At 58.9% G+C, this 21,746-nt stretch carries 20 protein-coding genes and 4 tRNA genes; 18 read left to right on the top strand and 6 right to left on the bottom strand.

Annotation, left to right across the window (positions count from 1 at the left end; all coding sequences use genetic code 11):
- Positions 1–27: 27 nt before the first annotated feature.
- From AC0Z4S_RS19840 to AC0Z4S_RS19790, 11 genes are all read left to right on the top strand, one after another.
- Positions 28–588 carry a CvpA family protein gene (locus AC0Z4S_RS19840; protein WP_016773942.1) on the top strand — a complete coding sequence of 187 codons (561 nt, stop codon included), beginning with the start codon at positions 28–30 and terminating at the stop codon, positions 586–588.
- A 41-nt stretch (positions 589–629) separates the two neighbouring features.
- The gene (gene purF / locus AC0Z4S_RS19835; RefSeq protein WP_485624312.1) at positions 630–2,135 is read left to right on the top strand and encodes an amidophosphoribosyltransferase; all 1,506 of its coding nucleotides are present in this window, start codon (positions 630–632) and stop codon (positions 2,133–2,135) included.
- 71 nt (positions 2,136–2,206) lie between these two features.
- A complete protein-coding gene (locus AC0Z4S_RS19830) occupies positions 2,207–3,418 on the top strand; it encodes an O-succinylhomoserine sulfhydrylase (RefSeq protein ID WP_471879718.1) in 1,212 nt (403 codons plus the stop codon).
- The gene (locus tag AC0Z4S_RS19825; protein WP_485624310.1) at positions 3,415–4,191 is read left to right on the top strand and encodes an SDR family oxidoreductase; all 777 of its coding nucleotides are present in this window, start codon (positions 3,415–3,417) and stop codon (positions 4,189–4,191) included. The genes AC0Z4S_RS19830 and AC0Z4S_RS19825 overlap by 4 nt, the downstream gene beginning before the upstream one ends.
- A gap of 166 nt (positions 4,192–4,357) precedes the next feature.
- Positions 4,358–4,433 (top strand) — tRNA-Val (locus tag AC0Z4S_RS19820).
- A 55-nt stretch (positions 4,434–4,488) separates the two neighbouring features.
- Positions 4,489–4,565: transfer RNA gene (locus tag AC0Z4S_RS19815), tRNA-Asp, on the top strand.
- A 93-nt stretch (positions 4,566–4,658) separates the two neighbouring features.
- Positions 4,659–4,735: transfer RNA gene (locus tag AC0Z4S_RS19810), tRNA-Asp, on the top strand.
- Positions 4,736–5,211: 476 nt separating this feature from the next.
- Complete coding sequence (locus AC0Z4S_RS19805; protein WP_485624309.1) at positions 5,212–8,043, top strand: xanthine dehydrogenase family protein molybdopterin-binding subunit; 2,832 nt, start codon at positions 5,212–5,214, stop codon at positions 8,041–8,043.
- Positions 8,036–8,575, top strand: coding sequence for a (2Fe-2S)-binding protein (locus AC0Z4S_RS19800; RefSeq protein WP_101159989.1), 540 nt, complete (start codon positions 8,036–8,038; stop codon positions 8,573–8,575). The genes AC0Z4S_RS19805 and AC0Z4S_RS19800 overlap by 8 nt, the downstream gene beginning before the upstream one ends.
- 2 nt (positions 8,576–8,577) lie before the next feature.
- Positions 8,578–9,813, top strand: a complete 1,236-nt coding sequence (locus AC0Z4S_RS19795) for a c-type cytochrome (protein WP_485624307.1) — start codon at positions 8,578–8,580, stop codon at positions 9,811–9,813.
- Position 9,814: 1 nt separating this feature from the next.
- Positions 9,815–10,786 (top strand): XdhC family protein, encoded by a 972-nt coding sequence (locus AC0Z4S_RS19790; RefSeq protein WP_485624305.1) that lies wholly within the window; start codon positions 9,815–9,817, stop codon positions 10,784–10,786.
- Between the two features lie 44 nt (positions 10,787–10,830).
- On the opposite strand, the gene AC0Z4S_RS19785 is transcribed toward AC0Z4S_RS19790, so the two are convergent.
- Positions 10,831–12,114: an NAD(P)/FAD-dependent oxidoreductase gene (locus tag AC0Z4S_RS19785; protein ID WP_485624303.1), complete on the bottom strand. Its 1,284-nt coding sequence runs from the start codon at positions 12,112–12,114 to the stop codon at positions 10,831–10,833.
- 183 nt (positions 12,115–12,297) lie between these two features.
- On the opposite strand from AC0Z4S_RS19785, the gene AC0Z4S_RS19780 reads away from it, so the two are divergent.
- Positions 12,298–12,374: transfer RNA gene (locus AC0Z4S_RS19780), tRNA-Val, on the top strand.
- Positions 12,375–12,713: 339 nt separating this feature from the next.
- On the opposite strand, the gene AC0Z4S_RS19775 is transcribed toward AC0Z4S_RS19780, so the two are convergent.
- On the bottom strand, positions 12,714–12,875 hold the full coding sequence (locus tag AC0Z4S_RS19775; protein ID WP_485624302.1) for a hypothetical protein: 162 nt from the start codon (positions 12,873–12,875) through the stop codon (positions 12,714–12,716).
- Positions 12,876–13,394: 519 nt separating this feature from the next.
- On the opposite strand from AC0Z4S_RS19775, the gene AC0Z4S_RS19770 reads away from it, so the two are divergent.
- Positions 13,395–13,850, top strand: a complete 456-nt coding sequence (locus AC0Z4S_RS19770; RefSeq protein WP_485624301.1) for a DUF2214 family protein — start codon at positions 13,395–13,397, stop codon at positions 13,848–13,850.
- A gap of 219 nt (positions 13,851–14,069) precedes the next feature.
- Here AC0Z4S_RS19770 and csrA read toward each other — a convergent pair whose 3' ends face one another.
- Positions 14,070–14,264 carry a carbon storage regulator CsrA gene (gene csrA / locus AC0Z4S_RS19765; protein ID WP_003179932.1) on the bottom strand — a complete coding sequence of 65 codons (195 nt, stop codon included), beginning with the start codon at positions 14,262–14,264 and terminating at the stop codon, positions 14,070–14,072.
- 250 nt (positions 14,265–14,514) lie between these two features.
- Here csrA and AC0Z4S_RS19760 point away from each other — a divergent pair, with 250 nt between their 5' ends.
- A complete protein-coding gene (locus tag AC0Z4S_RS19760) occupies positions 14,515–14,880 on the top strand; it encodes an SPOR domain-containing protein (protein ID WP_253500724.1) in 366 nt (121 codons plus the stop codon).
- A gap of 87 nt (positions 14,881–14,967) precedes the next feature.
- Here AC0Z4S_RS19760 and AC0Z4S_RS19755 read toward each other — a convergent pair whose 3' ends face one another.
- From AC0Z4S_RS19755 to AC0Z4S_RS19745, 3 genes are all read right to left on the bottom strand, one after another.
- Positions 14,968–15,657 carry an endonuclease gene (locus AC0Z4S_RS19755; RefSeq protein ID WP_485624299.1) on the bottom strand — a complete coding sequence of 230 codons (690 nt, stop codon included), beginning with the start codon at positions 15,655–15,657 and terminating at the stop codon, positions 14,968–14,970.
- Between the two features lie 4 nt (positions 15,658–15,661).
- Positions 15,662–15,931, bottom strand: coding sequence for a DUF1654 domain-containing protein (locus AC0Z4S_RS19750; RefSeq protein ID WP_016774035.1), 270 nt, complete (start codon positions 15,929–15,931; stop codon positions 15,662–15,664).
- Positions 15,932–16,129: 198 nt separating this feature from the next.
- Positions 16,130–17,218: an asparaginase gene (locus tag AC0Z4S_RS19745; RefSeq protein WP_485624297.1), complete on the bottom strand. Its 1,089-nt coding sequence runs from the start codon at positions 17,216–17,218 to the stop codon at positions 16,130–16,132.
- Between the two features lie 336 nt (positions 17,219–17,554).
- Here AC0Z4S_RS19745 and AC0Z4S_RS19740 point away from each other — a divergent pair, with 336 nt between their 5' ends.
- The 4 genes from AC0Z4S_RS19740 to AC0Z4S_RS19725 all read left to right on the top strand — a co-directional run bounded on the left by AC0Z4S_RS19740 (position 17,555) and on the right by AC0Z4S_RS19725 (position 21,743).
- Entirely contained in the window at positions 17,555–18,004 is a 450-nt protein-coding gene (locus AC0Z4S_RS19740; protein ID WP_485624296.1) for a hypothetical protein, read from the top strand.
- A 199-nt stretch (positions 18,005–18,203) separates the two neighbouring features.
- Positions 18,204–19,160, top strand: a complete 957-nt coding sequence (locus tag AC0Z4S_RS19735) for a substrate-binding domain-containing protein (RefSeq protein ID WP_485624295.1) — start codon at positions 18,204–18,206, stop codon at positions 19,158–19,160.
- A gap of 55 nt (positions 19,161–19,215) precedes the next feature.
- Positions 19,216–20,769: a sugar ABC transporter ATP-binding protein gene (locus AC0Z4S_RS19730; protein ID WP_485624294.1), complete on the top strand. Its 1,554-nt coding sequence runs from the start codon at positions 19,216–19,218 to the stop codon at positions 20,767–20,769.
- Positions 20,766–21,743 (top strand): ABC transporter permease, encoded by a 978-nt coding sequence (locus tag AC0Z4S_RS19725; RefSeq protein WP_016774040.1) that lies wholly within the window; start codon positions 20,766–20,768, stop codon positions 21,741–21,743. Before AC0Z4S_RS19730 ends, AC0Z4S_RS19725 begins: the two co-directional genes overlap by 4 nt.
- The last annotated feature ends 3 nt before the right edge of the window (positions 21,744–21,746 follow it).

The following is a 21,746-nucleotide window of genomic DNA, read 5'->3' as shown; positions in this document are numbered from 1 at the left end:
CCGCCTTATCCGTCTGTAGGCTGCACTGTGCCATTTACCTGGGTTGACTGGGCGATCGTTGCAATCATCGCCATCTCCGCTTTGATCAGTCTGAGCCGCGGCTTCGTAAAGGAAGCTTTATCGCTGCTGACCTGGATCATCGCAGGAGCGGTTGCCTGGATGTTTGGTGGCTCACTGTCCGAGTACCTCGCCGGATACATCGAAACCCCATCGGCTCGCGTGATCGCGGGCTGTGCCATCATGTTTGTCGCCACACTGATCGTGGGCGCAATGATCAATTATCTTATCGGCGAGTTGGTTCGCGTCACCGGGTTGTCCGGGACCGATCGATTCCTCGGCATGGCCTTCGGCGCAGCGCGTGGCGTGTTGCTGGTGGTCGTGGCGGTCGGGCTGTTGAGCCTGGGGCCGGTACAGCAGGACGGGTGGTGGAAAGAATCACAGCTCGTGCCCAAGTTTCTATTGGTCGCCGACTGGTCCAAAAACCTGATACTGGGGTGGAGCAGTCAGTGGCTTGCCAGCGGAATCAGCGTACCCGCTGAGATTCCGTTCAAGGAGCAGCTCTTGCCGACGGCGAAAACGCCTCAGTGAGTGTTGTTCAGTTCAGATCCATTAAGTAGGGGTTGCGTCGCATGTGTGGCATCGTCGGTATCGTCGGTAAGTCGAACGTCAATCAGGCGCTGTATGACGCGCTAACCGTGCTCCAGCACCGCGGCCAGGACGCTGCCGGTATCGTGACCAGCCATGATGGCCGGTTGTTCCTGCGCAAGGATAATGGCCTGGTGCGTGACGTGTTTCAGCAGCGTCACATGCAGCGTCTGGTCGGCCACATGGGTATCGGTCACGTCCGCTACCCGACCGCCGGCAGCTCGACGTCGGCCGAAGCTCAGCCGTTCTACGTCAACTCGCCGTACGGCATCACCCTGGCGCACAACGGTAATCTGACCAACGTTGAACAGTTGGCCAAAGAGATCTACGAATCCGATCTGCGCCACGTCAACACCAGTTCCGACTCGGAAGTGCTGCTCAACGTGTTCGCCCACGAGCTGGCCCAGCGCGGCAAGCTGCAGCCGACCGAAGAGGACGTTTTCGCCGCCGTGACCGACGTGCACAACCGTTGCGTCGGTGGTTACGCCGTTGTCGCGATGATCACCGGTTACGGTATCGTCGGTTTCCGCGACCCGCACGGCATTCGTCCAATCGTGTTCGGCCAGCGTCACACTGACGAAGGCGTCGAGTACATGATTGCCTCGGAGAGCGTTTCGCTGGACGTGCTTGGTTTCACCCTGATTCGCGACCTCGCGCCGGGCGAAGCGGTGTACATCACTGAAGACGGCAAGCTGCACACCCGTCAGTGCGCAACCAACCCGTCGCTGACCCCGTGCATTTTCGAACACGTCTACCTGGCGCGTCCGGACTCGATCATCGACGGCGTGTCGGTTTACAAGGCGCGTCTGCGCATGGGCGAGAAGCTTGCCGAGAAAATCCTGCGCGAGCGCCCTGAGCACGACATTGACGTGGTTATCCCGATTCCCGACACCAGCCGTACCGCTGCGCTGGAACTGGCCAATCACCTGGGCGTGAAATTCCGCGAAGGCTTCGTCAAGAACCGCTACATTGGCCGCACCTTCATCATGCCCGGCCAGGCGGCGCGCAAGAAGTCGGTACGCCAGAAGCTCAATGCCATCGAGCTGGAATTCCGCGGCAAGAACGTGATGCTGGTCGATGACTCGATCGTGCGTGGCACCACCTGCAAGCAGATTATCCAGATGGCCCGCGAAGCCGGTGCGAAAAACGTCTACTTCTGCTCGGCGGCACCTGCGGTGCGCTTCCCGAACGTTTACGGTATCGACATGCCGAGTGCTCACGAACTGATCGCGCACAACCGTTCGACCCAGGACGTGGCCGACCTCATCGGCGCAGACTGGCTGATCTATCAGGACCTGTCTGACTTGATCGAAGCGGTCGGCGGCGGCAAGATCAAGATCGAAAACTTCGATTGCGCGGTATTCGATGGCAAGTACGTGACCGGTGACGTCGACGAGGCTTACCTGGACAAGATCGAACAGGCGCGCAACGATGCCTCGAAGGTCAAGACCCAGGCAGTCAGTGCGATCATCGATCTGTACAACAACTGAGTTTCCACCGGCCCTGAGGGGCCGGTTTTGTATCTGATATTTATTGTTCGAGAACAGCAAGGAGAGACAGCATGAGTCAGGAATGGGATGCCGGTCGGCTGGACAGCGACCTCGAAGGCGTAGCGTTCGATACCCTGGCCGTCCGTGCCGGTCAGCACCGCACGCCGGAAGGCGAACACGGTGACCCGATGTTCTTCACCTCCAGTTACGTGTTCCGCACCGCTGCCGATGCAGCGGCGCGCTTTGCCGGCGAAGTGCCCGGCAACGTGTATTCGCGCTACACCAACCCGACCGTGCGCGCGTTCGAAGAACGCATTGCCGCGCTGGAGGGCGCCGAGCAAGCCGTCGCCACGGCAACCGGCATGGCTGCGATCATGGCGGTTGTGATGAGTCTGTGCAGTGCTGGCGATCATGTGCTGGTGTCGCGCAGTGTGTTCGGCTCGACCATCAGCCTGTTCGAAAAGTACTTCAAACGCTTCGGCGTCGAAGTCGATTACGTGCCGCTGGCCGATCTGTCGGCCTGGGACGCGGCGATCAAGTCCAACACCAAACTGCTTTTTGTCGAGTCGCCGTCCAATCCGTTGGCCGAGTTGGTAGATATCGCCGCGCTGGCAGAAATTGCCCATGCCAAGGGCGCGCAACTGGTGGTCGACAATTGCTTCTGCACCCCGGCGCTGCAACAACCGCTGAAGCTCGGCGCGGACATTGTCGTGCACTCGGCGACCAAGTTTATCGACGGTCAGGGCCGCTGCATGGGCGGCGTTGTCGCCGGACGCAGCGAACAGATGAAGGAAGTGGTGGGTTTCCTGCGTACCGCCGGGCCGACCCTCAGCCCGTTCAATGCGTGGATCTTCCTCAAAGGCCTCGAGACCCTCAACCTGCGCATGAAAGCGCATTGCGCCAACGCTCAGGCGCTGGCCGAATGGCTGGAGCAGCAGGACGGCATCGAGAAAGTCCATTACGCCGGTCTCAAGAGCCATCCGCAGCACGAGTTGGCCCAGCGCCAGCAGAAGGGCTTCGGTGCTGTGGTCAGCTTCGAGGTCAAGGGCGGCAAAGAGGGCGCCTGGCGCTTTATCGATGCCACGCGGTTGATTTCGATCACCGCCAACCTCGGCGACAGCAAGACCACGATCACGCACCCGAGCACCACCTCTCACGGGCGTCTGGCGCCGCAAGAGCGTGAAGCGGCGGGCATTCGTGACAGCCTGATCCGCGTTGCGGTGGGTCTGGAGGACGTCGCTGACCTGCAAGCCGACCTGGCGCGCGGTCTGGCCGCGTTGTGATCGAGTTGTCTACCCCGACCGCAGGTACCCATGGCCGCGTTGCGTTGGTCACGGGTGCCGCGCGTGGCATCGGTCTGGGCATTGCCGCCTGGCTGATCAGCGAGGGCTGGCAAGTGGTGCTGACCGATCTCGATCGGGCGCGTGGTTCGAAAGTGGCGAAGGTGCTGGGCGAGAATGCCTGGTTTATCGCCATGGATGTCGCGGACGAAAGTCAGGTTGCGCTGGGCGTGGCCGAGGTGCTGGGTCAGTTTGGTCGCCTGGATGCGCTGGTCTGCAACGCGGCGGTGGCCGATCCGCACAACATCACTCTGGAAAGCCTCGATCTCGCCTATTGGAATCGGGTGCTGGCGGTGAACCTGAGCGGGCCAATGTTGCTGGCCAAGCACTGTGCGCCGTATCTGCGTGCCCACAACGGTTCGATCGTCAACCTGGCCTCGACCCGCGCCGGGCAGTCGGAACCGGATACCGAGGCCTACGCCGCGAGCAAGGGCGGATTGTTGGCGCTGACCCATGCGCTGGCCATCAGCCTCGGGCCGGAAATTCGAGTCAATGCCGTCAGCCCGGGCTGGATCGATGCGCGTGATCCCTCGGTACGGCGCGCCCAACCTCTGGCCGATGCCGATCATGCCCAGCATCCGGCGGGCAGGGTGGGAACGGTCGAGGATGTGGCGGCGATGGTCGCTTGGTTGCTGTCGCGCAATGCCGGGTTTGTCACCGGCCAGGAATTCGTCGTCGATGGCGGTATGACCAAGAAGATGATCTACACCGAATAACAAGCGAAGCCGCGTCCTGTGGGAGCGAGCCTGCTCGCGAATGCGGTCTATGGGTCGATGGCTTCTTCAGGAATGAAGCAATTTTGTCTTTTTCAGAAAAACTCCAATCCTGCTATTGACTTAGCTTCGCCACCTGCGTAAATTTCGCGGCCTCGGAGATGCAAACGGGTGATTAGCTCAGCTGGGAGAGCGTCTGCCTTACAAGCAGAATGTCGGCGGTTCGATCCCGTCATCACCCACCACTCCCGAGAAGCTTGCACAAGCAAGAGAGTAGGCTGAAAGTGCCTGCACCGACGCGCAGCGGTAGTTCAGTCGGTTAGAATACCGGCCTGTCACGCCGGGGGTCGCGGGTTCGAGTCCCGTCCGCTGCGCCATATTTTACGAGTCAGATTTATCTGGTTCGCGATTGCCAGGCACCGAAGCCTGCAGTCAAAACGAGTTACTTGAGCGCAAGCTCAAAGCGATACGCAGCGGTAGTTCAGTCGGTTAGAATACCGGCCTGTCACGCCGGGGGTCGCGGGTTCGAGTCCCGTCCGCTGCGCCATATCTGTTTCAAGGACCACTGAACGCCTTGAAGCACCGTAAGCAACCATTGGTTGATTCGGACCCGATAGCAAAGACCCTGGTCGAAAGGCCGGGGTTTTTTGTGTCTGAAATTTGGCTATTCCCCTCTCGAACTCCTGCACAAATCCCCTGTAGGAGCTGCGGCACGCTGCGATCTTTTGATCTTGATTTTAAAAAACAGGATCAAAAGATCGCAGCCTCGTTTCACTCGACAGCTCCTACAAGAATCCCTGCAAATCCCCTGCGATCCCACGTCGCATTGATTTTTTTGATTATTTGGTCAGGTTTTTGTAACTGGTTGTTTGCTGCGAGCGCAGAAACCTTTAAAGTTAACCTTTCGGTCAGCTTTGCACTGTCAACACAGCTCTTTGCTTCGCCAGAAAGAGCTTCTGCACGACTCGAGATCCCCAGTAGATAACCACAAGGGCGGACCTATAACCGCCTAGAGGATGATCCATGTCCAACCGTGAAATATCCCGGCGCTCGTTCCTCCAGGGCGGGCTGGTGGCGGGTGTGAGCGTTACGCTTACGCCGCTCAGCAGTCAGGCGCTGGCTGCCTTGATGGAAAACAGCGTCACCGTGCCGTCCGAGAAATGGCTCGGCAATAACGGCAAGGCGCGCCAACGCAACGATGCCCTGTCCAAGGTCTGCGGCAGCAAAGTGTTTGCCCGCGACATCCGCGCCAAGGACATGCCCGGCTGGCCTGAGCAACAGGGCCACGCGATGCTGCTGAAAACCATCAAGGCCGACCGCATCTACGCAGGCTACGACCTGTCGTGGCTCGGCGCCGATCTGCAGCCCGACCGCATCGTCACCGCTGCCGATCTGGACAAGGACGGTATCGTCTTTCCCGAAGAGCACGCTCCCGATCCATTGCTGCCAGAAGGCAAAGTGCCGATGTTCATCGGTCATCCGGTGGCGATCCTTATCTGGAACGATTTCGAGCGTTTCCGTCAGGCCAAGAACCAACTCAAATTCAATGACAAAGCGATTCGTTACGGCGCCAAGGTGCCGTTCTACGAAGGCGATCCCTACGGCAGCTTCCGCTACGTGCGCGTCGGCGGCGCGACTTCGGCGGATGAAGACGAGTTCGCCAGCCTCAAGGATTCGATCCTGTTCCCGATGCTGAAGAACCGCCGTCCGGTGTGGAATGCCTCGCCGAACCTGCATGGCAACCTCACCGAGCGCGGCCTGTTCTACGCTGACCGCATGAAGCAGGAAATCGACACGCCGCCGGACAACTGGCTGGTGTTCGATGAGCGCTACAAAACTCCGTCCATCGAACCGGCTGCCCTCGAGCCGGACAACGGCAACGGCTGGTACGACCCCAGAACCAAAACCCTGCATTTTGTCGTGGCGACCCAGTGCCCGCTGGAAGTCGCGACCGAGACCGCGAAGATGATCGGGCCGTCGCGGTTTGGCCTGGCCAATCTGAACATGCACCCGGGTTACACCGTCGGGTATGGCTCCAAAGACCACAACATTTTTGTCTACTATGCAGCCTTGGCCGCGCTGTACGGCGCCGGTGTGCCGGTGCGTCTGGCCAATGATCGCTACGAGCAGTTCCAGAGCGGCATCAAGCGTCACCCGTTCGACATCCGCTATCAGCTGGCCGTGGACAAGAACGACTACACCTTCAAGATTTTCCGCGCGGAAATGAGCGTCGACGGTGGCGGTCGGGTCAACTACAGCCCATCGGTGGCGGCGGTTGGTGCCACAGCAGCGCAGTCGATCTATTACATGCCGCAGAACGATCTGCAAGTCACCGCGTATCACTCGCGTGCGGTCGAGGCGGGCTCGATGCGCGGTTACGGCACCCTGCAAAGCATGGCGGCGACCGAGATGATGGTCGACGAGATCGCCAATCGCCTGGGTGTCGACGCGATCGATTTGCGCCGCAGGAACGCTCTGCGTTCCGGCATGAAGAATACTCAGGGCGCGATCCCGGCCGGTGCGCTGCGCCTGCACGAAATTCTCGACAAGGCCTCGGTGCACGAGGTCTGGAAAAACCGCGATGCGATCAAGCAGCAACGTGAAGCGGCAGACCCGGATAACTGGTACGGCGTCGGTTTCGCCATCTGCCAGAAAGATTTCGGCACCGGCTCCGAAGCGCCGATGGCCAGCATCGAATTCACCGCTGATGGCCGAATCACGCTGCGCCACATTGGTATCGAAATCGGCACCGGCATGTCCACCTCGCAAGCGTTGGTCGTCGCCGATTTCCTCGGCAGCCCGGCGCACGATGTGAAGACCGGCGAAACCGAATGGCAGGAAATGCAGCTGATCACCAGCGGCAACCCGTACATCATGAGTCAGGCGGAGCAGGACAATCTGCTGCGCAACCCGCGCTGGGTCGGCAAGCTGGCCTCGGCGTCGTCGGCGACCAACTCCGCCTATTACTTCAGTCATGCGACCCGGGAAGCGGCACGCGTGCTGTTCAACCATGGTTTGTGGCCGGCGGCGCTGGAGATCTGGCGTCAGGGCCCGTACGGCGGCCAGGCCAACCCTTACGTGGTGCGTCGCGAAGATGCGCATTGGGTCGATGGCAAGCTGACCGCCAACGGCATGCAACCGCTGAGCTTCGAAGAGCTGGCCAAACACGCCCACGAACGCGGTCTGGTGACCGGCGCGACGGTGCACGGTTTCAACCGCTGGAGCTGGGCCGAGGCCGAGTACAGCATCGACGGTGTGCGCGAGCGCCTGCCGCTCGACGGTCTGGCGGTGAAATACGGCGATGGCGCGCCGCGAGCGAAGAAAGCGCAGATGAACAGCGCTGGCTTCCACCTGCTCGATCGGCAGAACGTCAACTACCCGGTGGTGCAGTTGAACAACGCCGCCGTGACCTATTACAGCCCGGTCGCCACCCTGGTGGAGCTGAAGGTCAACAAAGGCTCGGCGGAAGTCCAGGTGCTCAATCACCATTCGTGGATCGAGTGCGGTCGCGTGCTGGTTGAAGAGTTGGTCAAGGGCCAGCTCGAAGGCGGTATCGCTATGGGGATTGGCCATGCGCTGATGGAAGAGATGCCGCTGTACGAAGGCGGTCCGGGGGAGGGTGACTGGAACTTCAACCGTTATCGTCTGCCGATGGCGCGTCACGTTGCAGTGTGGAAACAGACCGCGGAAATTCTGCCGCCACTGTCGCCGAGCGATCCGTCCAAAGGCATCGCCGAAGTGGTGATGATCCCGATCGTCGGTGCCATCGGTAACGCCGTGGCGCATGCCATCGGTAAACGTGTTCGTGACCTGCCTATCACCGCTGCGCGCATCAAGGAGGCCCTCAATGGCTAACCGTCCGCTTCAACTGACCCTCAATGGTCAATCCGTCGGTCCGGTGGACATCCCTGATGACCTGCCGATGATCGACTACCTGCACGAATACAAAAACCTCACCGGCTCGCGTCTGGGCTGCGGCCAGGGCATCTGCCACGCCTGCGTAGTGATCGTCGACAACCCCGACGGCACCAGCGAAGAAGTGCGCACCTGCATCACCGGCGCGCATTACTTCGAGGGCAAGAAAGTTCGCACGATCGAAGGCCATGCCAGCCGCGACGAGCAAGGTCAGGTCACCGAGCTCAATCCGATCCAGCAGCGCTTCGTCGACGAGTTCGCCTTCCAGTGCAGCTACTGCGCGCCGGGCTTCGTCAACGCCGCGACGGTGTTGGTCGAGAAGCTGCAACGCCAGCCGATCGTCAAAAGTCAGCTTGAACAGGTGATCGAGGACAGTCTTGGCCACCACGTCTGCCGCTGCACCGGGTATGTGCGTTATTACAACGCCACGCGCAACGTGCTGACCGATCTTGGTCTGGTCAAGGAGGGTTGAGCATGAAGCGTTTACTGACCCGCTTGGCCCTAGCGGTTGGCGTCGCTGCGCCAGCGTTTTTTGCCCACGCCGACGATCAGGTCAAGCGCGGCGAATACCTCGCTCGCGCCGCCGATTGCATGGCCTGCCACACCGCACCGGGTGGCGCGCCCTATGCCGGCGGCCTGCCGATCGTCTCGCCGTTCGGCACGATCTACGGCACCAACATCACCCCGAGCAAGGAACACGGCATCGGTCTGTACAACGATGACGAGTTCTTCGCCGCGTTGACCGAAGGCAAGCGTCGCGACGGCGCGAATCTCTATCCGGCGATGCCGTACACCTCGTATCACCTGATGCCGCGCGCCGATTCCGATGCGATTCACGCGTATCTGAAAACCATCGAGCCGATCGAGCGCGCTGCACCGGTAACCAGCCTGAGCTTTCCGTTCAACGTCCGTCTGGGGCTGACCGGATGGAACATGCTCTACGGCAAAGACGTCAAGCTCGAGCCCGCCGAAGGCAAAAGTGAGGCGTGGAAGCGCGGCCAGTATATGGTCGACGTTCTCGGTCACTGCGGTGAATGCCATACGCCACGGGGCCTGCCGGGCGCGATGCAAATGGACAAGCGCATGACCGGCGGCATCCTCAATGGTTATCTGGCACCAAGCCTGCTGGCCACTGACCTGGCTGCGCGCGGCTGGAATCAGCAGGATCTGAGCACGTTTCTCAAGCACGGAATGAGCGCGCAAGGAACGATGTTCAACGAAATGTTCCCAGTGTTCCACAACAGTACTCAGGGGCTGAGCGATGCTGATCTGGCAGCAATGGCAACATTCCTGCTGGGTGAGCAACCTCCGCCAGCCAAAGAGCTCGTCGAAGTGCCGCTGGACAAGCTCAGCCCGAGTGCCCAGCGCGGCCGTCAGGAATACCTCAACGTCTGCGCCGGTTGCCACGCGGCTGGCGGTGAAGGCAAGCCGCACATCGCAGTGGCCATGCGCGGCAACACCACGTTGCGCCTGGACGATCCGCGCAACCTGTTGCGCGTGATCGAAGATGGCATTGGCGAACAGAAGTTCTCCGGGTTCGAACACATGCAGCCGATGCCGGGTTTTGCCGACAAGCTCAGTCCGGAGCAATTGACCGATCTGCTCAACTATCTGCGTCAGGGTTGGGGCGGGCAGAGCGCTGAGCTGGCAGTGAGCGAAGTGCAGAAGCTGCAAACCGACGCGCCGAGCGTCGAGCACAAGGCCCACTGATATGCAGCATCTCGATCTGCAAGTGGTGCGCCGGGCGCTGGAATGGTCGGTGGCCGGGCAGCGAATCTGGCTGTGCACAGTGCTGAGCACCTACGGCTCGGCACCGCGCGCGCCGGGTTCGCTGCTGGCGGTGAACGACGGCGGGCGGTGGATCGGCTCGCTGTCGGGCGGTTGCATCGAGGAGGATTTTCTTCAGCGCGTCGCCGAAGGTGCGTTTCTCGAGGCGGTCAGCGTCGTGCGCTACGGCGAAGGCGACGATCCGCGCTCGCGGGTCAGTCTGCCTTGTGGCGGCATTCTCGATGTGTTGGTGGAGAAACTTGACGCCGACTGCGAGGTACAGGCGCATCTGCGTGAACTGGAATCGGCGTTGCTCGGTCAGCGACGTTTGATTCGCGAGGTCGATTTGAGCAGCGGTGCGCGCACTGTGTTTGCTGATCGCGAGCAGGGCGCGCGGATCGAGCGTGAGATCGACCGGGTGCGCATTCGTATCGGCGCAGCACAGCGCTTGTTGCTCGCTGGCTATTCCAGTGTGGCTCAGGCCTGTGCCGAGTTCGCGGTAGGGCTTGGCTTCGAAGTGATTCTTTGCGATCCGCGTGATGAAGTGCTCGAAGGTGTGGTGCTTGATGGCGTGGAAATCCGTCGGCAGTTGCCTTCGGTGTTCATTGCCGACGGTGGCTGCCATCGCGACACAGCAGTGGTGGCGCTGACCCACGATCCACGTATCGACGATCTGGCGATGATGGAAGCGGTGCGCACCGAAGCGTTTTACGTCGGTGTGATGGGATCGCTGCAGACATCGCAAAAACGCTTTGAGCGCTTGCGTCGCATTGGTGGTTTGAGCGAGGCGGAGCTGGCGCGGATTCATGCGCCGATCGGCCTCAACCTCGGCAGCAAGACACCGGCGGAAATTGCGCTGGCGGTGCTGGCGGATATCCTGCGGATTCGCAACGGGATTGCTCGGGATCAGCTTTGAGCTTTACGTAGAAATGAAGAGGGCCGCAATTTGCGGCCCTTTTTTTACATCCCGAATTTATCGCGCAGCCCGTAATACCAGGCGCCCAGCGCGGCAAACGGTGTACGCAGCAGTTGCCCGCCGGGGAAGGGGTAGTGGGGGAGGTCGGCAAAGGCATCGAAACGCTCGGCCTGACCGCGCAACGCTTCGGCGAGGACTTTGCCAGCCAGATGCGTGTAGGTGACGCCGTGACCGCTGCAGCCCTGCGAGTAATAAATGTTGTCGCCCAGGCGTCCGACCTGCGGCAGGCGCGAAAGGGTCAGCAGGAAATTGCCGGTCCAGGCGTAGTCGATCTTGACGTTCTTGAGTTGCGGGAAGGCCTTGAGCATCTTCGGGCGAATGATCGCCTCGATGTTTGCCGGATCACGCGCGCCGTAGACGACGCCGCCGCCGAAGATCAAGCGCTTGTCTGCAGTAAGCCGGTAGTAGTCGAGAAGATAGTTGCAATCCTCCACGCAGTAATCCTGCGGCAATAGCGCCTTCGCCAGCTCGTCGCCCAGCGGCTCGGTGGTGATCACCTGAGTGCCACACGGCATCGATTTGGCCGCCAGTTCCGGCACCAGATTACCGAGGTAGGCGTTGCCGGCGACGATGATGAACCGGGCCCTGACCTTGCCTTGCGGCGTATGCACGACCGGATTGGCACCGCGCTCGATGCGCACGGCAGGTGATTGCTCATAGATGGTGCCGCCGAGAGACTCGACTGCCGCTGCTTCGCCAAGTGCCAGGTTGAGCGGATGAATGTGGCCGCCGCTCATATCGAGCATGCCACCGATGTACTGATCGCAACCGACCACTTCACGGATGCGGCGTTGATCCATCAGTTCGAGTTGCGTGTGGCCGAAGCGCTCCCAAAGGCGCTTTTGCGATTCCAGGTGACCCATTTGTTTGGCGGAGAGGGCGGCGAATACACCGCCGTCTTTCAGGTCGCACTGGATGTTGTATTTCGCCACGCGCTCGCGAATGATCCGACCGCCTTCAAAGGCCATTTCACCGAGCAGTTGCGCTTGCCTGGGGCCGACCGTGCGTTCGATGACGTCAATGTCGCGGCTATAGCTGTTGACGATCTGCCCACCGTTGCGGCCCGAGGCGCCAAAACCGACTTTGGCCGCTTCCAGCACGGTTACGCGAAAACCGTTCTCCAGCAGAAACAAAGCGCAGGACAGCCCGGTATACCCGGCACCGATCACGCAGACGTCCGTCTCCACATCATCCTGCAGCACAGGACGTGGCGGTGCGGCATTGGCCGACGCAGCGTAATAAGACTCTGGGTATTGGGTGTTCGCCATCCTGCCGCCTCTGTTTAATATATTTTACGAGAGCGTCGATCCTACCCGAGTTGAAAAACCTCCGCCAGCCACCGGAAAATCTTCTTGGCCGAGGCGAAATTAAATATTTTGCATATTCATAGGGTTAGGTGAAAAAAAGGTGTTGACACCCCTCCGGAATTCCGTAGAATGCCGCCTCACAGCAGGCACGTAGCTCAGTTGGTTAGAGCACCACCTTGACATGGTGGGGGTCGTTGGTTCGAGTCCAATCGCGCCTACCAAACAAAATCCGCTCTGCTGGGCGGTCTGGAAGGGCTCACCGAAAGGTGGGCCCTTTTTTGTTGTCTGCGATTTGCAAAACTTTTGCAAAGCTTTTGCAGAGCTCCCACCTCAGAACGCCAATTCGGCGCTCACCTCAACATAGTCGATCGACTTGTCGCCATGTCCCTCCTGGTAGTGCTTCGTCATTTGCTCTTCTACGTGGCCCAGTAGCGCTTTGAAGTATTCCTGGGGTAAACCCTGACGGTGTTCCGCTCCACAATTGGCTGATGACGGGGAGTTACCGAGGATTCGTGCAGGCGAAAGAAAGCCCGGACCTTGCCGGGCGTATGTGGGAATAATCAGCGTGATTCTGCTTTTTGCGCGCGGCTGGTGGAAGGTCCTTCGCTTCGCCTGCGAAGCCAGGTGATCAGCGCATGCACCGGATGGAGGACAGTAGCCAGGACGCCAAGCAGCATGATGATGAAGATGATGATGAGCGGGATGCTTTCGTGCGAGAACATGGTGGGTTACTCCTGTAGTCACTATGTCGGAACCCGCAGACTAGACGCTTGCAGTGATGATTTCGATGAACGTATGTTCATCCTTCGGTGCCTCGGTTGTGCTACGGCGAGGCTCACCAGATTGGCTGGATCTGAAAATGACGGGCAACTACGGTTCACAGGAATGGCCTGTGACACGCGATTCTTCCGGCAACGCAGGTTGTAACGCGCCACCCTGGTGCGCTGCATGCTCCTGTTTGATAAAAAAGATGTGGATATTTAAAGGCTTACAGCTTTTTTCCTCCAACCGGCTATCGAAAAAGCCTTGTTGGTGATTGTGAATTTAAGTAACATCCATCCCGCGTTCACCACCACGGTTTATGCATTTTTAAATCCCAAGCTTCCATCAGCTGCTTGGGATTTTTTTTGCCTGCGATTTGGCGTTTGGGCATTTATCCCTCCATCACCTCCGAGCGAGGTCCCGTGTTTTCGTCTACTACTGACTGGCCGATTTCCAACTCTTTATAAAGGAGTACGTCGATGCTGAGTCAGTGGATTCTTGCGGCTGTTCATCTATTCGCTTTCGCCTTGGCTTTCTGGGCGGTACTGACGCGTGGTAGAGCATTCAGCCAGCTCGCGGCCGGCACGGGAGAGGTCAAGCGTGTTTTGCTTGCTGATAATCTGTGGGGACTTTCGGCTTTGGCGCTGCTGGTCACCGGTGGCATGCGTGCATTTGGCGGTTATGAGAAAGGCTCTGACTATTACCTGCATCAGCCGCTGTTTCATTTGAAGATGACGCTGTTTGTGCTGATCCTTCTCATGGAGTTTGCACCGATGGTCACGCTCATCAAATGGCGTATCGCATCATCGCGCGGGGCAGCGCCTGATATCGGACGTGCCAGGCTGTACGCGCGAATCAGTCACGTTGAAGCGCTGCTCCTGATCTTGATGATGGTCGCGGCGACAGGCATGGCGCGTGGGGTAATACTCACTTAGAAGGCGAAATTCTCCGCGCTCTCTCGGAAACGTCCGACAGCCAGCTCCAGGAGTGAAAGGTAATATCGGCGCAAGTGAGGAGGAGGGGACCAATGAAGGGAGTTAGCCTGCTTCAGGCGCCGTGCCCAGCGGGGTGAAATGCGGATGGCTAAACGGCGCGTGAATCTTTAGCCAGTCTTGCACGGTGGCAAAAGGACTGGCTACGTGAGGCAGTGTGGCTCAGGGCGTTTGCGGCTTGTCCGGGGCGGTCAGGCCAGCCTGGATGCGCTGGTAGATTTCTTCACGGTGCACTGCCACGTTTTTCGGAGCGTTGATGCCGATGCGAACCTGTTGGCCGCTGACTCCGAGGATGGTGATCGTGATGTCATCACCAATGTTTATGCTTTCACCGACTTTGCGGGTGAGTATCAGCATGGTCTTCTCCTTGATTGCTTTGTAGGGCACCTGATTCAGACAGTGCAGAGGTCGGTGGTATCTATAGATTAGTGCGAAGTCTCACGGTTTGGGTGCCTCTTTCTGACGCGCAGATGCGGCATTAATTCCCAGGGCGTAACTATACAGAGGCTGCAATCATCATTCTCGTTGTTTTGTGCCCATTTTGCGGGGCTCGCGAAGTATTTATGAATGATAAGATCGCCGCTTTACGAATTCCGAGGACAGCGTTGTGCGCAAATTGGTTTGGCTGGTAGCGGCACTGGCATTGGCAGGCTGCGGTGATGGCAAAAATGTAGATGCGCCGAAGCCTGAGACGAAGGTTGCAACTGCGCCGGCGGTTGCCGCGCCACAGTGGGATCTGGAAGTGCGTGGCGAAACGCCTCAGGCCGTCAGTGACCTGAGCGGCTGGTTGATCGAGCACGCTTTCGTTCCAACGGTCGTCAAGGACGGTAGCGGTAAAACACGAATTCTGATCGGTCCGTTCAATTCCCAGGCTGACGCCGAGGCGCGCAAGGTGCAGGTCGATGCGGCGTTGGTAAAAGCCAAGAAACAAAATATCGAATCGGTGGTGATCGAGCATCCGCTTACGCCATAAGCGAAGCGCCTTCAAACCGGCTCGGACGCACAGATATGAAAAAGGCCTCGAGCATAACGCTCGAGGCCTTTTTATTTTGTGCTGCGATCAGCCGCAGGCTTTCAGATTCACCGAGCCGACAAATTCATTGCCGCGCCCCATCACGCAAGCCACGCTTTGGTTGCGCTGACGCTCCCAGTCCTGCACCGGATAAGTCTTGTCCCACGCCTCATACAGCTGCCGATCCTGCTTCGACAATCGCAGTCCGTATTGTTTGCTCATATAAAAATAGGTGCGGGCGATCATGCCGCGAATCGAAGGGCGGGGCATGACCTTCTTCGCCTTGAAATCGACCTGGGTCAGGCAGGATCCGTACTGACCGGACTGTACCGGCAACCAGCCGTAGCTGAAGTTGCTGCGGTCACCGTTGACCTCACCAATGCTCGGCACCAGATTGTGCAAATCAGCTTCGGCCTTTTGATAAACCGGGTCGTAGCGTGTGCAATTCTTGCGTCCGCCTTGCTGCCAGCATTGTCGCTGGTGACCGATCTGCCAGGCCGGCACGATGTGCTCCCATTCGATTCTCGATGCACGCTTGGCGTTCTTGCGTGGCACATAACCGCAAGCTTTCAGATCGACCTTGTTGCCGGTGTACTTGCAGCCGCAGTAAAACTCCGTGGACTGCGGCGCGTAGAGTTTCCACGCGGCTTTCTTGGCTTCGGAAAAGGTGCGTGGGGCGCCAGCCTGGGCGCCTACGGCAATAAATAACAACAGCAAAGCAACACAGCGGACACTCATTGAATCAGTCTTCCTTCGGCACAACCCAAAAAATCTGCACGCCACCGTCATCGCGATAAGCGAGGGTAACGTTGTCGTTCTCGTCGATTTCCTCGAGCAAGCGCTCCCAGTCATCCATCGGCTCATCCGGCAAACGGAAAATCAGTGCGGCTTTGGCTTTTTGTGCGGTGGGGGAATTGATGATTTTCTGAACGCGCATGCCCATGCGTTCGTAAGCGTCAGGAGCAGCAGGAGAGGTGGCCACGAGGTTATCCTTATTAAGCTGTACGTGCATACAGTATTTAACTGTAAGCGATTTCGCAACTGCTTAAAATTCAAGAAAATCCTCTGACAGCAGGTTTCCGATTTTGGTGTAAGGCTCGTCGAGTTTTTTGTGGGAAGAATACTTGAGGTGTGTAAGGGAGGCGCCACCCGCCAAATCCGGCAGGTGGTGCGCAATTGCCTGATCGAGAGCTGATCAGGCGAAGGTCAATCAATATTCCCAGAACATCCGTTGCAGCTCTTTGCTGTCGTTGGTCTTGGTCAGTGCGACCATCGCCAGGATGCGGGCTTTTTGCGGGTTCAGGTCGTGGGCGACAACCCAGTCATATTTGTCGTCAGGCTGTTCGGCGTTACGCAGGACAAAACCGCCGGCATTGACGTGGGAAGAACGAATGATCTGCACGCCATCCTTGCGCAGTGCTTGCAGGGATGGAACTACGCGAGAGGAGACCGAACCGTTGCCAGTGCCGGCGTGGATGATCGCTTTGGCACCTGATTGGGCGAGTGCCTTGTAGGCGGTATCGCTGACGTTGCCGTAGGAATAGGCGATTTCGACGTCAGGCAGGCTCTTGATGTTCTTGATGTCGAATTCCGAATCCATGGTGTGACGCTTGGCCGGCAGGCGGAACCAGTAGGATTTTCCCTCAACGACCATGCCCAGCGGGCCCCAGGCACTTTTGAATGCTTCGGTCTTGATGTTGATCATTTTGCTGACGTCGCGACCGGACTGGATCTCGTCGTTCATGGTCACCAGCACGCCTTTGCCGCGCGCCTCTTTGCTGCTCGCCACGGCCACGGCGTTGTACAGGTTGAGCATGCCGTCTGCCGACATGGCAGTGCCCGGACGCATCGAGCCGACGACGATGATCGGCTTGTCGGTCTTCTCGACCAGATTCAGGAAGTAAGCGGTCTCTTCCAGGGTATCGGTACCGTGGGTGATAACGATGCCGTCGACATCCTTGCTGTCAGCCAGTTCGGAAACGCGACGACCCAATTGCAGCAGGTTGTCGTTGGTGATGCTTTCCGAAGCGATCTGCATGACTTGTTCGCCACGCACGTTAGCCAGTTTGCTCAACTCGGGAATGCCGGCGATCAGTTGTTCGATACCGACTTTGGCTGCCTGATAAGTGGCACTGTTTGCGGCGCTCGCGCCTGCGCCGGCGATTGTGCCGCCCGTGGCGAGAACGACTACGTTGGCCAGTTGGGTCTGGGATTCGACTTCTTTTGCCTGAACGGCGGTTGGCAGGAGCAGGAGGAGGGCCAATGCGCCCGGAATCAAGGTATTGAAAGCAGATTTCATTATTTTTCTCTCTAGTCGTGAGACGGTGCTGATGCAGGTTCATCTAGATGCGCCCCAAGCCGATCTGAATGCTCGAGGTGCAGGGAGGGGAGCAGGATTCATACCATGCGTAATGTGCCTGCGGAAAATGTTTAACCCGATGATTTACATCAATATTTTTCGACAGTCAGAATACTCCTGCTGACTAACCCATCCGGGATCCCGAACGACGGGCGGATTATTGTTCGGCGCACCGATAGGCAATGTTTGAAATGCAGGGCGAGTGACAAATCCCTGCTAAAGAAATGCGCTTTCGGGCCGATGCGTCCTCAAGGAAACCAAATCTTAGGAGTTCACATGTCACTGACGGTCGGTTTTGCCAATCCCGCTGCAGTCACCATCGGCGGTAAAACTGCAGCGACGATCAACACCCTGAACTACGCGACCAACGAGGCATCGGCGCAGGCGCTGGGTACCGAGAAGACTGAGAAGAATCAGGTCAGAACCGGTGGGGGGCCTGTGCAGGAAAACAGTGAAACCGAGGCTGACAGCAATCTCAGCATTACCGTCAAGACGTTGCTCAAGCGGATGAAGGAATTGCAAAAGCAACTTCAGGAGCAGCAACAGCAATTGGCTGCGGCTCAGGCTGCAAGCTATCCGACTCCCGAAGCGAAGTCCCAGGCAGTGATGTCGATTCAGGGCCAGATCGCGCAAACCAGCGCCGCACTTGCGGAAGTGGCGGGTGCGTTGGTCAAGGAAATGTCGAAAAGCGCTACCAGCGGTGGCCTGGTCAACACGACCGCCTGAAGCACCAGATGGCCGAGTCAGCGATTCGGCCTACAACAAATGACGATTTCTGATTGTTGACAAAAGTCGGCGGGATTCTCATAGTTCGGTCTACGCAAACGTTTGCGCGGCTTTAGCAGGGCACATGTCCATACAGCCGTGACGTAGCTTACGTGAACGCAAACGTTGCTCACAATAATCATAAGATCGGAGTGAACCCATGAAGCTGCCCTTCGCTGCACGTCTTCTTGCTGTCGCTATGCTGGCTACTACAGCCGCTGCACTACCTGTCTCCTCGGCGTTCGCCGAAACCACGGAAAAACCCAAGGTCGCGCTGGTCATGAAATCTCTGGCCAACGAATTCTTCCTGACCATGGAAGACGGCGCCAAGGCCTACCAGAAAGAACACTCCGCCGATTTCGATCTGGTCTCCAACGGTATCAAGGACGAAACCGACACCGCCGGCCAGACCCGCATCGTCGAACAAATGATCCTGGCCAAGGTGAACGCACTGGTGATCGCGCCTTCCGACTCCAAAGCCATGGTGCCGGTGATCAAGAAGGCTGTAGACGCCGGTATCACCGTGATCAACATCGACAACCAGCTCGATCCCGCCGTGGTCAAAAGCAAAAACATCAACGTGCCGTTCGTAGGGCCGGACAACCGCAAGGGTGCGCGTCTGGTCGGCGAATACCTGGCCAAACAACTGAAGGCGGGCGACGAGGTCGGCATCATCGAAGGCGTGTCCACCACCACCAACGCGCAGGCACGCACAGCCGGTTTCAAGGACGCGATGGAAGCCGCGCAGATCAAAGTGGTCTCGCTGCAATCCGGTGACTGGGAAATCGACAAGGGCAACAAGGTCGCCGCTTCGATCCTCAGCGAATATCCGGACGTCAAAGCGCTGCTGGCCGGTAACGACAGCATGGCGGTCGGCGCCGTTTCCGCCGTCCGTGCCGCCGGCAAGGCGGGCCAGGTTCAGGTCGTCGGTTACGACAACATCAACGCGATCAAGCCAATGCTCAAGGACGGCCGCGTGCTGGCCACGGCTGATCAGTTTGCTGCGAAGCAAGCCGTGTTCGGTATCGAAACCGCGCTGAAAATCATCAAGGGCGAGAAAGTCGACAGCGGTGCCAACGGCGTGATCGAAACACCGGTCGAGCTGGTCACCAAGTAAGTCATCTGGCGATACAACGGCGCTCGTCCGTCCGGGCGAGCGCATGGAGATTCCTATGTCAGTTTCCGCTCCGAACGCTGTCCTCTCGGTCAGCGGTATCGGCAAGACCTATGCGCAACCGGTGCTCACCGGCATCGATCTGACGCTGATGCGCGGTGAAGTACTGGCGCTGACCGGCGAAAATGGTGCCGGCAAAAGTACCCTGTCGAAAATCATTGGTGGTCTGGTCACACCGACCACCGGCCAGATGCAATTTCACGGCAAGGACTATCGTCCGGGCAGCCGTACCCAGGCAGAAGAGCTTGGCGTGCGCATGGTCATGCAAGAACTCAATCTGTTGCCGACGCTGTCGGTCGCGGAGAATCTGTTTCTGGATAATTTGCCAAGCAGCGCTGGCTGGATCAGCCGCAAGCAGTTGCGCAAGGCGGCGATCGAAGCCATGGCGCAGGTCGGCCTCGATGCGATCGATCCGGACACGCTGGTCGGTGAGCTTGGAATCGGTCATCAACAGATGGTCGAAATCGCGCGCAACCTGATCGGCGACTGCCACGTGCTGATCCTCGATGAGCCGACCGCGATGCTGACGGCGCGCGAAGTCGAAATGCTCTTCGAGCAGATCACGCGATTGCAGGCCCGTGGCGTTTCCATCATTTATATTTCTCACCGCCTCGAAGAACTGGCGCGGGTGGCACAGCGTATCGCCGTGCTGCGTGACGGCAATCTGGTCTGCGTCGAGCCGATGGCCAACTACAACAGCGAGCAACTGGTCACCTTGATGGTCGGTCGCGAACTGGGCGAACACATCGATATGGGGCCGCGCAAGATCGGCGCTCCGGCGTTGACGGTGAAAGGTCTGACGCGTTCTGACAAAGTCCGCGACGTGTCCTTCGAGGTGCGAGCCGGAGAGATTTTCGGCATTTCCGGATTGATCGGGGCAGGGCGCACGGAGTTGTTGCGGCTGATATTCGGTGCCGACGCTGCTGACAGCGGAACCATCGCTCTCGGCTCCCCGGCCAAAGTTGTGAGTGTTCGCTCGCCAGTGGATGCCGTGCGCAATGGCATTGCCCTGATCACCGAGGATCGCAAGGGCGAAGGGCTGCTGCTCAGTCAATCGATCAGCGCCAACATTGCCTTGGGCAACATGCCGGAAATTTCCAGTGGCGGTTTCATCAACGACGGCGACGAAATCTCCCTGGCACAGCGTCAGATCGAGGCCATGCGCATCCGCAGTTCGAGCCCGACGCAATTGGTCTCGGAGCTGTCCGGCGGCAATCAGCAAAAAGTAGTGATCGGTCGCTGGCTGGAACGTGATTGCTCCGTGCTGCTGTTCGACGAGCCCACTCGCGGAATCGATGTCGGCGCCAAGTTCGACATTTACGGTTTGCTCGGGGAACTGACCCGTCAGGGCAAAGCGCTGGTCGTGGTGTCCAGTGACCTGCGCGAGTTGATGCTGATCTGCGACCGGATCGGCGTGCTCTCGGCGGGGCGGCTGATCGACACTTTCGAGCGCGACAGCTGGACCCAGGATGATTTGCTTGCCGCCGCATTCGCCGGCTACCAAAAACGTGATGCGTTGCTCAACGAAGCAGCGCCTAGGGATCTCCCATGAAAACTGCATCCTCTGCCAGTAAACGTAGTGGCAATTTTTTCGGCCTGGGTACTTATCTGGGCCTGGCCGGTGCCTTGCTGGCGATGATTGCGCTGTTCTCGGTCCTGAGCAGCCATTTCCTCTCGTACAACACTTTCAGCACCCTGGCCAACCAGATTCCCGACCTGATGGTGCTGGCGGTGGGCATGACCTTTGTGCTGATCATCGGTGGCATCGACCTGTCGGTCGGCTCGGTGCTGGCGCTGGCCGCATCGACGGTCAGCGTGGCGATTCTCGGTTGGGGCTGGAGCGTTTTGCCGGCGGCCCTGCTCGGCATGGCGGTAGCGGCTCTGGCCGGGACCATCACGGGCTCGATCACCGTGGCCTGGCGGATTCCGTCGTTCATCGTCTCCCTCGGCGTGCTGGAGATGGCCCGCGGTGTGGCCTATCAGATGACCGGCTCGCGTACCGCTTACATTGGTGATGCGTTTGCCTGGCTGTCGAATCCGATCGCGTTCGGTATTTCCCCCTCGTTCATCATCGCTTTGCTGGTGATTTTCATCGCGCAGGCGGTTTTGACCCGCACCGTTTTCGGTCGCTATCTGATCGGCATCGGCACCAACGAAGAGGCGGTGCGTCTGGCCGGGATCAATCCCAAGCCCTACAAGATTCTGGTGTTCAGCCTGATGGGTTTGCTGGCGGGCATTGCTGCGCTGTTTCAGATTTCGCGTCTGGAAGCGGCCGACCCGAACGCAGGTTCGGGCCTGGAGCTGCAAGTGATCGCAGCGGTGGTTATCGGCGGCACCAGCCTGATGGGTGGGCGCGGTTCGGTGATCAGCACTTTCTTTGGCGTATTGATCATTTCCGTGCTCGCGGCCGGACTCGCACAGATTGGTGCGACGGAGCCGACCAAGCGCATTATTACCGGTGCGGTGATCGTTATTGCCGTGGTGCTCGACACCTATCGCAGTCAACGCGCCAGTCGCCGGGGCTGAACC

Source organism: Pseudomonas sp. 1L-B-1-E-C1 (assembly GCF_057291835.1).
Note: the sequence above shows the minus strand (reverse complement) of the source record. Positions and strands in the feature narration are given on the sequence as shown.